Origin of the sequence: Streptomyces sp. NPDC058001 (genome assembly GCF_042886315.1) — a bacterium.
In the GTDB taxonomy this organism is placed as follows: Bacteria; Actinomycetota; Actinomycetes; order Streptomycetales; family Streptomycetaceae; genus Streptomyces.
This window is the reverse complement of the sequence record NZ_JBHVQT010000007.1, coordinates 326,134-337,678: the sequence shown is the minus strand read 5'-3', so window position 1 is coordinate 337,678 and position 11,545 is coordinate 326,134. Positions and strand designations below refer to the sequence as shown.

Annotated in this window: 11 protein-coding genes; 5 read left to right on the top strand and 6 right to left on the bottom strand. The window is 71.0% G+C overall.

From position 1 onward, the window contains the following. Nucleotides 1–28 precede the first annotated feature (28 nt). From rfbA to ACFVT5_RS19550, 4 genes are read right to left on the bottom strand one after another with little or no spacing between them, the layout of a single operon-like run. The gene (rfbA, locus tag ACFVT5_RS19565; RefSeq protein WP_389888980.1) at nucleotides 29–925 is read right to left on the bottom strand and encodes a glucose-1-phosphate thymidylyltransferase RfbA; all 897 of its coding nucleotides are present in this window, start codon (nucleotides 923–925) and stop codon (nucleotides 29–31) included. 1 nt (nucleotide 926) lies between these two features. After that, entirely contained in the window at nucleotides 927–1,535 is a 609-nt protein-coding gene (locus tag ACFVT5_RS19560; RefSeq protein ID WP_389888977.1) for a dTDP-4-dehydrorhamnose 3,5-epimerase family protein, read from the bottom strand. Further along, the gene (locus ACFVT5_RS19555) at nucleotides 1,535–2,635 is read right to left on the bottom strand and encodes a DegT/DnrJ/EryC1/StrS family aminotransferase (protein WP_389888974.1); all 1,101 of its coding nucleotides are present in this window, start codon (nucleotides 2,633–2,635) and stop codon (nucleotides 1,535–1,537) included. Before ACFVT5_RS19555 ends, ACFVT5_RS19560 begins: the two co-directional genes overlap by 1 nt. 52 nt (nucleotides 2,636–2,687) lie before the next feature. After that, nucleotides 2,688–3,695, bottom strand: a complete 1,008-nt coding sequence (locus tag ACFVT5_RS19550) for an NAD-dependent epimerase/dehydratase family protein (protein ID WP_389888972.1) — start codon at nucleotides 3,693–3,695, stop codon at nucleotides 2,688–2,690. A gap of 312 nt (nucleotides 3,696–4,007) precedes the next feature. Between ACFVT5_RS19550 and ACFVT5_RS19545 the strand changes: the two genes are divergently transcribed. Together ACFVT5_RS19545 and ACFVT5_RS19540 are read left to right on the top strand one after the other, a co-directional pair. Beyond that, nucleotides 4,008–5,495 carry an MFS transporter gene (locus tag ACFVT5_RS19545; RefSeq protein WP_389888969.1) on the top strand — a complete coding sequence of 496 codons (1,488 nt, stop codon included), beginning with the start codon at nucleotides 4,008–4,010 and terminating at the stop codon, nucleotides 5,493–5,495. A gap of 119 nt (nucleotides 5,496–5,614) precedes the next feature. After that, complete coding sequence (locus ACFVT5_RS19540) at nucleotides 5,615–6,745, top strand: glycosyltransferase (protein ID WP_389888966.1); 1,131 nt, start codon at nucleotides 5,615–5,617, stop codon at nucleotides 6,743–6,745. 64 nt (nucleotides 6,746–6,809) lie between these two features. Here ACFVT5_RS19540 and ACFVT5_RS19535 read toward each other — a convergent pair whose 3' ends face one another. Continuing rightward, entirely contained in the window at nucleotides 6,810–7,508 is a 699-nt protein-coding gene (locus tag ACFVT5_RS19535; RefSeq protein WP_389888963.1) for a hemerythrin domain-containing protein, read from the bottom strand. Between the two features lie 177 nt (nucleotides 7,509–7,685). Between ACFVT5_RS19535 and ACFVT5_RS19530 the strand changes: the two genes are divergently transcribed. Next, nucleotides 7,686–8,105 (top strand): ester cyclase, encoded by a 420-nt coding sequence (locus ACFVT5_RS19530; protein WP_389888960.1) that lies wholly within the window; start codon nucleotides 7,686–7,688, stop codon nucleotides 8,103–8,105. Between the two features lie 166 nt (nucleotides 8,106–8,271). Here the strand turns inward: ACFVT5_RS19530 and ACFVT5_RS19525 are convergent, their stop codons facing one another. Then, nucleotides 8,272–9,678 carry an NDP-hexose 2,3-dehydratase family protein gene (locus ACFVT5_RS19525; protein WP_389888957.1) on the bottom strand — a complete coding sequence of 469 codons (1,407 nt, stop codon included), beginning with the start codon at nucleotides 9,676–9,678 and terminating at the stop codon, nucleotides 8,272–8,274. A gap of 154 nt (nucleotides 9,679–9,832) precedes the next feature. Here ACFVT5_RS19525 and ACFVT5_RS19520 point away from each other — a divergent pair, with 154 nt between their 5' ends. Together ACFVT5_RS19520 and ACFVT5_RS19515 are read left to right on the top strand one after the other, a co-directional pair. Then, on the top strand, nucleotides 9,833–10,456 hold the full coding sequence (locus ACFVT5_RS19520; protein WP_389888954.1) for a dTDP-4-dehydrorhamnose 3,5-epimerase family protein: 624 nt from the start codon (nucleotides 9,833–9,835) through the stop codon (nucleotides 10,454–10,456). A 266-nt stretch (nucleotides 10,457–10,722) separates the two neighbouring features. After that, nucleotides 10,723–11,535: a BTAD domain-containing putative transcriptional regulator gene (locus tag ACFVT5_RS19515; RefSeq protein WP_389888951.1), complete on the top strand. Its 813-nt coding sequence runs from the start codon at nucleotides 10,723–10,725 to the stop codon at nucleotides 11,533–11,535. Nucleotides 11,536–11,545: the final 10 nt, after the last annotated feature.

Below are 11,545 nucleotides of genomic sequence, written 5' to 3'. Positions count from 1 at the left end.
CTCCTTGGTCGGGCACGGGGGACTCTTGTCAGGCGGCGCGGACGGCCGGTTCCGGGAGACGGCGGGACGCGACCTCCGCGACGTAGGCGCCGTAGTCCGTGCCGCTCATCTCCTCGCCGAGGCGCAGGCACTGCTCGGGGCTGATGAAGCCGCGGTTGAGCGCCACCTCCTCGACGCAGGCGATCCACTCGCCCTGCCGCTGCTCGACCAACTGGACGTACTGCGCCGCCTGGAGCAGCGAGTCGTGGGTGCCCATGTCCAGCCAGGCGAAGCCGCGGCCGAGTTCGGTGAGCCGGGCCCGGCCCTGCGCCAGATAGGCCAGGTTGACGTCGGTGATCTCCAACTCGCCCCGCGCCGAAGGGGAGAGGTTCTTGGCGATCCCGACCACGTCGCTGTCGAACAGGTACAGCCCGGTCACCGCTAGGTTGGAGCGCGGGCTGAGGGGCTTCTCCTCCAGCGACAGCAGCCGGCCGTCGGCGTCGATCTCCCCGATGCCGTACCGCTGCGGATCGCGCACCCGGTAGCCGAACAGCGCGGCGCCGTCGAGCCGGCGCACCGCGTCGTCGAGGAGCACCGAGAACCGTGGCCCGTGGAAGATGTTGTCGCCCAACACCAGCGCGACCTGGTCGTCCCCGATGAAGTCGGCGCCGATGACCAGGGCTTCGGCTATGCCGCGCGGCTGGTCCTGCTCGGCGTAGGAGATGTTCAGGCCGAGCCGGGAGCCGTCTCCGAGGAGGGTGCGGAAGCTGTCCGAGTGGTCCCTGGACGAGATCAGCAGGATGTCCCGGACGCCGGCCAGCATCAGTGTGGAGAGCGGGTAGTAGATCATGGGCTTGTCGTAGACCGGCAGGATCTGTTTGGACAGCGCGCCGGTCAGCGGGCGCAGCCGGGTGCCGTTGCCGCCGGCGAGGATGATGCCCTTCATCTCAGACCTCCTCCTTCCACTGCTGTTCGAGCCGGGTGCTCAGCTCGTACCGCGGCAGCAGGCCCTGCTCCGCGGCCTCGGCCAGCGTGGGCGCCACGGTGTCCCGCTCGGAGTAGACCGGCGTGATGTCCTCGGGGATCGGCAGATCGAGCGCCGGGTCGGTGACCGAGATCGCCAGCTCGTGCTCGGGCACATAGCTGCTGGTGACCATGTAGGACATCACCGTGTCGTCCTCCAGCGCGATGAACGCGTGGCCCAGACCGACCGGGAAGTACATGGCCCGGAAGTCGTTCTGGTCCATCAGCACCACGTCCCACTTCCCGAAGGTGGGCGAGCCGACCCTGATGTCCACCACGATGTCCAGGGCCGAACCCTTCGGGCAGTAGACGTACTTGGCGCATCCGGGCGGGGTCAGCGTGTAGTGCACCCCGCGCACCACACCGCGCTTGGACCGGCTGTGGTTGGTCTGGGAGACCGGGAAGCGCGTGTTCCCGGTGGCCTCGGTCCAGGCCGGTCCCTGGAACGGGGAGAGGAACAGCCCGCGTCCGTCGGGGAAGACGGTGGGGGTGAACTCCAGTGCACCGGCGACGGCCAGTTCGCGGACCTTCATCACAGCACCTCCCGGAGGGTGGTGATGACCTTGTCCTGGAGCCCGGACGGCAGCGACGGGTACATCGGCAGCGAGAAGATCTCGCCCGCCAGCTTCTCCGTCACCGGCAACGAGCCCTTGGCGTACCCGAGGTGGGCGAAGCCGGTCATGGTGTGCACCGGCCACGGATAGCTGATGTTGAGGCTGATGTCGTACGCCTTGAGAGCCTCGATGATCCGGTCGCGCTCGGGGTGGCGGACCACGTAGACGTAGTAGACGTGCGTGTTGCCCTCGTTGACCTTGGGCAGCAGCAACTCGGTGTCGCCCAGGGCCTCCTGGTAGCGGCGGGCGACCTCCTGGCGGCCGGCCACATAGGCGTCGAGCCGGGTCAGCTTGCGGCGCAGGATCTCGGCCTGCACCTCGTCCAGGCGGCTGTTGTGGGCCGGGGTCTGGACCGTGTAGTACACCTTCTCCATGCCGTAGTAGCGCAGCTTGCGCAGCGCGGCCTCGACATCGGGACGCGAGGTGACCACGGCTCCGCCGTCGCCGTAGGCGCCGAGCACCTTCGTCGGGTAGAAGGAGAAGGCGGCGGCGTCGCCGGTGGTGCCGGCGAGCTTGCCCTGCCGGGTGGCGCCGTGCGCCTGCGCGCAGTCCTCCAGGAGCGCCAGGCCGTACCGGTCGGCCAGGGCCTTCAGCGGGTCCAGGTCCACGCACTGGCCGTAGAGGTGGACCGGCAGCAGGGCCTTGGTGCGCTCGGTGATCGCCGCCTCGACCTGGCCGACGTCCATCAGGAAGTCGTCCTCGTTGACGTCGACGAAGACGGGCGTGGCGCCGGTGCCGTCGATCGCGACGACGGTGGGCGCCGCGGTGTTGGACACCGTGATCACCTCGTCGCCCGGACCGACCCCCAGGGCCTGGAGGGCGAGTTTGAGCGCGTTGGTGCCGTTGTCGACACTGACGCAGTGGTCGATGCCGTGGTACGCGGCGAACTCCTCCTCGAAGCCCTTGACGCTGTCGGCGAGCACCAGCGCGCCGGAGGAGAAGACCTTGTCGACGGCGTCGAGGATGTCCTCGCGCTCGCTGTGGTACTCGGGCAGGTAGTCCCATACGTAGGTGGTCATGCGCGTCCTTCTCGTGTCGTCGTCCTGGTCCTGCGGCGCGGGTGAGGGGAGTTCAGCGGGTGCGGGGAGTTCGGCGGTCCTGCGGTACGGCGTGGCTCAGGGCGGCCACCGTGCGTGCCAGGCCCTCGTCGAGAGAGACCCTCGGACGCCAGCCGGTCACCGAGCGGAACGGGGTGGAGTCGATGGTCACGCTCAGGAAGTCGGTCTTCGGGGCGTGCGCGGGCGGCGGCACCGAGACGACCGGGACGGCGGGGGCACCGGTACGGGCCGCCGCGTGCCGGGCCACCGTGCGGAAGACGTCGCCGAGCGCGTCGCCGCGTCCGGCGCCCAGGAGCCAGGCGCGGCCGGCCAGTTCGGCGGGATGGTCCAGGGCGGCGACGAACGCGGCGGCGATGTCGGCGATGTGCACCAGGTCGCGGCGGACGGTGCCGTCGTGCCACAGGGTGATCTCCTGGCCGGCCAGCGCCCGGCGGGCCATCGCGGCGACCACCCCGCGGTCGGCGGTACCCGGCACGGTGCCCTCGCCGTACACCGTGGGCAGCCTGAGGCCGACTCCGCGGACCAGGCCGGCCTGGCTCGCCGCGAGCAGCAGCCGTTCCGCGGTCAGCTTCTGCTCGTCGTACACCGTGCCCGGCCGGTCCGGTTCGCCGCCGTCGAGCGGTTCCCGCGGCGGGGCGCCGACCTGTGAGGCGGCTCCCGCGTAGACCACCAGTGGCGGCCGGTCGGCGTTCGCGGCCACCTTCAACAGGTCGCGCATCACCCCGACGTTGACCCGCTCGCCGCCCGGTTCGGCCGCGGCCCGCCAGCCGCCCTCGCACAGCAGTACGTGGATCACGGCGTCCGCGTCCTTGACGGTGGCGGCCAGTGCGTCCCGGTCGGTGAGGTCGGCGGTGACCACCTCGACCTCCGCGCGGGCACCGTCCGGTACGGCGGCGGGGCGCCGGGCCACCGCCCGCAGCCGCAGCTCGCGCCCGGCCAGCGCGGCGAGCACGGCCGAGCCCACGAAGCCGGTGGCGCCGAGCACGGTCACCAGGGGCCGGTCGGTCGGTTCCGTTGTCATGCGGGTGCCTCCCAGGGCGGGCGGATGGATGCGGTGCGGCCGGGACGCGGGGGCGTCTGTGGCGGTACGGGCCCCGTGGCCTGCCCGGGTCCCGGCTCGGCCGATGGTGCTGCCGTCCGATCGGGTACGGGCGGAGAAGCGCTGGAGGCGGCCATGGCCCAGCGACGTGGGATGCGACTCGACCGGCGCTTGAGCCCGACGACCTAGCCTCGGCGCGATGTCTTGCGCCGTGCGCATCGGACCGGCGCTTCGTCACCGACCGCGCGACGGAAACCGTTGCCCCCCATGGTGAAGTCGGAAGGAAATCCCTGAATGAGTACTGACAAGGTCGCCGCCGGTGGTGGTGCGGCCGGGGCGGGGAAGTCCCCGGGCACGGCCACACTGATCACGGGCCTGACCGCCTTCATGGCGGGGCTCGACAACCTGGTGGTCGTCACCGCGCTGCCCACCATCAGGGAGAAGCTCGGGGGCAGCCTGGAGGACCTGGAATGGACGGTGAACGCCTACACGCTGTCCTTCGCCGTGCTGATGATGTTCGGTGCCGCCCTCGGCGACCGGTTCGGGCGCCGCCGGATGTTCATCGCCGGTCTGCTGCTGTTCACGGCCGCGTCGGCCGCCGCCGCCCTGGCACCGGGCATCGGTGAGCTGATCGCCGCCCGCGCGGTCCAGGGCGCCGGTGCCGCCATCGTCATGCCGCTCTCCCTCACCCTGCTCACCAGTGCCGTGCCCGCCGCGAAACGGGGTGCGGCGCTCGGTATCTACGGTGCGCTCAACGGACTGGCCATCGCGGGCGGCCCGCTGGTGGGCGGCGTCGTGGTGCAGCACATGTCCTGGCAGTGGATCTTCTGGATCAATGTGCCGGTGGGCCTGCTGCTCGCCCCGCTCGCCTGGCGTGGTCTGGCCGAGAGCCGTGGACCGAACAACCGCCTGGACCTGCCGGGCACGATCCTGGTCAGCCTCGGCATCCTCGGTCTCGTCTACGGCCTGATCCGGGCCAACGGCCATGATGGCTGGGGCGCCCCGCTGGTCGTGGGTCCCCTGGTGGCCGGCGTCGTACTGGTCGCCGTGTTCGTCCAGTGGGAGCGGCGCAGCAGGGCGCCGATGCTGCCCATGGGCATGTTCCGCAACCGGGCCTTCAGCGCCGTCAACGCGGGCGGCCTGCTGATGTCCGTCGGCATGTACGGCGTGGTCTTCCTCATCACGCAGTTCATGCAGACCATCCAGCACATGTCGCCGACGGAGGCGGGCGTGCGGATGCTGGCGTGGACGGCGATGCCGCTCCTGGTGGCGCCCGTCGCGGGCATCATGTCGGACCGGATCGGCGGCCGGCCCGTGGTGGCCTTCGGGCTCGCGCTGATGGCCGCCGGGTTTGCCTACTGGGCTGTGGTGATGAGCCCGGACGTGTCCTATGTCGCGCAACTGCCCGGCTATCTCCTGGGCGGTGTGGGCATCGCCTGCTTCTTCGCCCCGCTCCTCAACCTGACGATGAGTTCCGTCGCCGTCTCCGAGCAGGGCATCGCCTCCGGCTCGACATCGGCCACCCGGGAACTGGGCGCGGCGCTCGGCGTGGCCGCCCTCGCCAGCGTCTTCACCCACAACGGCGGCTATGCCTCGGGCCAGGACTTCGTCGACGGCTTCGTGCCCGCCCTGTGGGTCGGTGCGGCGGCCGTGGCGCTCGCCGCGGTCGTGATGCTCTTCGCCACCCCGCCCGCCGGCGTGCGGGAGCAGCTCGGTGCCGAACCGGACAGCGCCGAACCGGTCCGGGACGAGGTGGGATCGACCCCGTCGGCCACCCGCTGACACCTCGTAGGGAATTCCGTCATCACGTCATCCGTCATCACGCCACCGGCAGAAAGGCCGTGCGAGACATGAGGGTTCTCTTCGCAAGCCTCGGAAACTACGGACACATATTCCCCCTGGTGCCGCTCGCCCAGGCGGCACGGGCGGCCGGGCACGAGGTTCGGTTCGCCACCAGCGAGCAGTTCCACCCGATCCTTGAGAAGGCGGGCCTGCGGCCGGTCACCGCGGGGCTCTCCGTCCCCGAGGCGTACATCGAGGCGGCCGGCGGCCAGGCGTTCCTGGATGCCAACGGCGGTGCCGTACAGGCCAGTGATGTCCCGCCCGAGGTGCTGGCGGCCCTGGGCGTGAAGGCGTTCGCGTCGGTGCTGCCGCGCAGCGTGGCCGCGGACCTCGCCCCTGTCATCGACTCCGTCCGGCCCGACCTGGTCGTGTACGAGATCACCAACCCGGGCGCGGCCTTCGCGGCCGTGGCGGCGGGCGTGCCCGCCGTGTGCCACGGCATCGGCCGGGTCTCGTACGACGCCACCATGGACCCGCTGTTCCAGAAGGAGTTGTACGCCACGGCGATCGACCTCGGAGTGGCCGACAAGATCGGCCAGAGCCGCACTCTGGGCAATCCGTACATCGACATCTGCCCTCCCGCCGTGCAGAACCAGGACTTTCTGGACTCGGGTGTCGAGCGGATCCCGCAGCGGGCCGTCGCCTTCGCCGAACCGGGCGAACTGCCCGCGCGTGTCACCCAGGGCGAGGGCCCCCTGGTCTATCTCAGCCTCGGCACCGTACTCGGCTCCGCGGAGCTGCTGCGCACCGCGATCGACGGGCTGCTGCCGCTGGACGTGCGGATCCTCGTCGCGACGGGCCCTGTGGTGGACCCGGCCGCGCTCGGCGAGCTGCCGGACCGGGTCGTCGCGCTGCCCTGGGTGCCCCAGCCCGAGGCGCTGCGGTACGCCACCGCCGTCGTCCACCATGGCGGCGCGGGCACCACGCTCGCCTCGCTGGCCGCAGGACTGCCCCAGCTGATCCTGCCGCAGCCGGGGGACGGCCCCGGTAACGCGGCGGCGGTGCGCGCCACGGGTGCGGGCAGCCTGCTGCTCGCCGAGGAGGTGTCCGCCGGGGCGGTGGAGGCCGAGATGCGCACCCTGTTGACCGACGGTGCCCACCGGGAGGCCGCCCGCGGTGTCGCCCGCGAGATGGAGGCCATGCCCGAGCCTGCCGAGACGGTCGAGAGGTTCCCCGAGTTCGTCCGCTGACCGGCCCCGACGGCCCGTGCCGCGCGCTCCTCCAGGATCGCGCGGCACGGGCGGTCGCGGTGCGTCAGGCCGTGGCGCGGACCCGGCGCAGGGTGCGGGCGTACAGCGGCGGACCCAGCACGCGCCACACCAGACGGGCGGGTGCGGGCATGCCGCCGAGCAGGATCGCGCGGTCCCGCTCGTCGGCCTCCTCCATGACCATGCCGAAGAACTTCAGCAGCTTCGACTTGGGTGTGCTCAGCACGAAGTGCTCGCCCAGCGAGGCCCATTCCTTCGCGGTGAGGAATCGCTCGGCGAGGGGCAGCAGGTGGGCCTCCTCGTCGTCGAGGTGCGCGACGAGCACCGTGCGGTGCTCTTCGAGCGCGGCCACGAGGCGGTCACGGGTCTCCGCGTCCGCCGTGGGCGCCCACCGGGTGACCAGGGCGTCGACCACGGCGAGGGTCTCCACGATCCGCTCGTGCTGGGCCTCCATGCGCTGGACGACCTCGCGCTCAAGGCCGACCCGGGTGAGCATCGGCGGCCACAGCAGCTCGTCCTCACCCTGGTGGTGGTTGACCAGCCCGGTGTGTACGTCGGCGAAGTGCTCGGCGAGGACGGCGGAGCGCTTGACGTCCCCCGGGGCGACCGCGGCGATCATCTCGCCGAGCAGCCGGATCTCCCGCCGGAAGGCACGGTGGACGATGACCATCTCCTGGGCGTCGAACCCGCCGAACCCGGAATCACCTCCGGGAGCCGGTGACTGGCCGGACGTGGACGAGGTCATGGGCGCGTTCCTTTCGTGGGGTGCCGGACTCATGAACCGGAATCGTTCCCAGCTTGACCCGGGACCACTCAAGTCCCGCTTGAGCCATCGGCTGGGAGCGTCCTCCAGGGTGACTCGACCGCGTGTGGCGATGCTGTGACCCATCGTTCTTCTCCGACCCAGCCGAGAGAGGCCAGTATGTCGAAGAATCACCACGCTCTCGTCCAGCACTTCGTAGACATGATCAACAGCCATGACGTCAGCACCATGCCGGAGCACACGGCGCCCGGCCACATCGACCACAACCCGGGGGTGGCCGACGGTCTCGCCGCCAACACGGCTTTCTGGACCGGGGTGTTCGCCGCCTTCCCTGACATGAAGGTCGTGGCACACGACATCGTCGCGGAGGCGGACAGGGTGGCCGGCCGCTTCGAGTACACCGCGACCCACCAGGGCACGTTCCTCGGCATACCGGCGACCGGGCGCACGGTGAGCTTCCAGTCCATCGACATCTGGAGGGTGGAGGACGGGCTGCTCGCCGAGCACTGGGACCAGCTGAACATGGACGACATCTTCCGGCAGTTGGGGGTCGACCCGGCGACGCTCGCGCACTCCTAGGCGCGGGGCGCGGGGCGCGGGGCGCGGGGCGTGGGGCCGGGGGTGACGTGGTCGCCAGGGTCGGTCGGACCGGCAGGTGAGTGTGACCGGCCGCCCGGCCCCGGCCGCCGCGCCTCCCCGGCAGGGCCCGGTGGGCGATGCCCGCCGGGGGCGGGCGGCCGTGCGGCTACCGTGCGAGATCTCCCCGTACCGCCCCGGTCGCGCGCAGGGCGGCGATCAGGGTGCGCGCCTCGATGTTCACGTAGTTGCCGTGCCGCAGCAGGCCGCCGAGTTGTTCCTCGGTCACCCAGATGAACTCCTCGGGCACGTCGAGCGGGAACTCGTCGCCGACCTCCACCAACTGGTAGCGGTTGGTGGCGTGGTGGAAGCGACCACCCTCCTCGGACTGCACCGAGTCGAACAGGATCCGGTCCCGCGGCGCGCCGAGGACCAGGTCCAGATAGCGCGGCCGGTCCTCGGCCGGCAGGGACCGCGCGTGGCCCGGCTGGCAGTGCACCGTCGGCGCCAGCTCCGCCACGTTCAGCACCCCGGCCTCCGACCTGGCGTGCGCCAGCAGATGGGGCACGCCGGCGACACGGCGCACCAGGAACGCGGCCAGCCCCTGCTCGGCCGGTGCGAGCAGCGGTTGCGACCAGTGGGTCACCTCACGGTTGGTGGCCCGTATCTCCGCGGCGAGCAACGTGAAGTGATGTCCCAACTCGTGGGCGATCTTGTCGTCGGTACGCCGCCAGTGGGAGACGTCCGCCAACGGTATGGACCGCTGGACCAGTTCGCGCCGCGCCTTCACCTCGGTGAGCCGGCTGAGGACCTCCCGCGTCGAGTGCAGCGGGGGCCCGCCGCCGACGAACGAGGGAATCAGCGACAGCACGGTACGGGCGTCCATGTTCAGCACGTTGTCCTCGTGCAGCAGCCCGTACAACTGGCCGAGGGTCAGCCACACGAAGTCCTCGTGCCCGGGTACCTCACCGACCGCCTCCACGACCATGTTCCGGTTGCGTTTGCGCAGGAACCAGGCCCCCTGCTCCGACTGCAACGAGTCGAACAGCCCCCGGCTGCTTCGGCGCGGCGGCACGAAGTATTCGAGGTAGCGGACCGCCGAACCTCCGTGCACCCCCGTGTAGTTGCTGCGGGTGGCCTGGACGGTCGGCGACAACTGCACCGTGTCGAGATTGCCCGGCTCCATCTTGGCCTGCATCAGGCAGTGCAGGACGCCGTCGAACTCCTTGACCACGATGCCGAGGATGCCGATCTCGGGCTGGTTGATGATCGGCTGCGTCCAACTGCTCTCCCGCCCGTTCCAGGAGGTGCGCACATGCAGCCCCTCGACCGAGAAGAACCGCCCGCTCCGGTGCACGAGGTCGCCGGTGTCGTCCTGGAAGTGCCATCCGTCGAGTTCGGAGAACGGGATGCGCCGCACGTCGTAGCGCTTGGAGCGGCGCTGGGCGGTGAACCAGCGGCGGAACTCGGCGTTGGGTGTGATCGCGCTGTCGGGTGTCCGCGCGGACAGGGCGAAACGCGGGCCGAGTTCCGGGGTCGTCTCGGAGGGCACCGCTGAGGTCACGGTACTCGTCATGGATCTGCTCCTTCGCTGGGCTCGTGCGCGGGATCGGACCATGACCCTCCTGCACCCCGATCGCCTGCGGCTGGAGAGGGCCTTGAGGCATGTCCGGGGACGATGCACGCATCGCTCCAGCCGGTCTTGAGCAGCGGCGCCTACCGTCGTCGGCATGGATCTCAGTGGCCTGGAAATCAGCGAACTCGCCCTCCCGGACGTGTTCCTGGTCTCGCCGCGGGCTGTCGGGGACGACGTCGTGGTCCGCTACGAGGTGTTCCGCCAGGACCTTGTCGAGGAAGCGGTCGGACGGCCCTTCGCGATCCGGTACAGCGATCTGTCCCTCGCGCGGCGCCGGGTGCTGCGCGGCATCCACGGCACCACGGGCCCGGACAGCCGTGCCAGGCTGTTCGGCTGTGTGCGGGGCGCCGCCGTCCATGTCGTGGTGGACCTGCGCGTCGGGTCCCCGGACTACGGCCGGTACGAGACGGTCTGGCTGGACCACCGCAGCCCGTCCGGCGTGTTCGTCTCCGAGGGCCTCGGCCACGCCTGGCTCGCCCTCCAGGATGACACGGTCGTCACCTGTCACAGCTCCCGGCCGTACACGGCGGACACCGTCTACACGGTCAGCGCACTCGACCCCGCTCTCGCCCTGCCCTGGGGGCTCACCGAGGCGCCGGTGATGACCGACGACGACCTGGCCGCGCCCACCGCTGAGGAGGCGCTGGCCAAGGGGCTCCTGCCGGCCTACGAGGACTGCCTCGCCCTGTACGGCCGTCCCGCGCTCGCCACCGACTGAGCCACCGGCTGAGCCACCGACTGAGCCACCGAGGGTCCGGCTCTCCTCCCCCCGCCGGACCGGAGGCCCCGCGTGCCCTGAGGACACGCGGGGCCTCCCCCATGTCCGGGCCGCCCTTCGACCGATCGGCGGCCTGCCCGGCGGACTATGAATCGGTCACGCCCTGAGCGGGACGGAGACACCCGGCAGAGAAGGAGTGACGCACTGTCCGGGCGGCGGGCCGCATGGGACGTTCGAGGTCCGACGACAGAGACAAGGGGGGCCGCATGCGAATCTTCGTTCTGGGGTCTTTGGACGCCGAGCTGAGGGGCGTTCCGATCCTTCCCACGGCGGCGAAGCCGCGGCAGATCCTGACCCTTCTCGCCATCTACGCCAACCAGGTGCTGCCGGTCTCCGCGCTGATGGAGGAGATCTGGGGTGACGCCCCGCCGCGCAGCGCGCTCACCACGCTGCAGACGTACATCCTCCAGCTCCGCCGCTGCATGGAGAACGCGCTGGACGGAGAGCCCGGCGGCTCCAAGGAACTGCTGCTGACCCGGCACGGGGGATATCTCCTGCACGCCGAGCCGGGCAGCATCGACGTGCACGAGTACGACCGGCTGTCCTCCCTCGGCCAGCGCGCCTTCGACCGGGGCGACCACCAGCAGGCCGCGGAGCTGTTCCGGGAGGCCCTCGGCCTGTGGCGGGGCCCGGCCCTGGTCGACGTACGCACCGGGCCGCTCCTGGAGATCGAGGCGATGCGGCTTGAGGAGAGCCGGCTCGGGATGCTGGAGCGCCGCAACGACGTCGAACTCCGGCTCGGCCGCCATGCCGAACTGCTCACCGAACTCACCGCGTTGACCGCCCGGCACCCGCTTCACGAGGCCCTGCACGCCCAGTCCATGGTGGCCTTCTACCGGGCCGGGCGCCCCTCCGCGGCGCTCGATGTGTTCCAGAACCTGCGTACCCACCTCGTGGAGGAGCTGGGCATCGAGCCCTCACAGCGTCTTCAGCGTCTGCAGCGGGCCGTGCTCGGCAGCGATCCGGCGCTGGACGTCGACGCCGGGACCGGGCGGGTGCTCGACCGCTTCACCGGGTGACTGCGCGGGG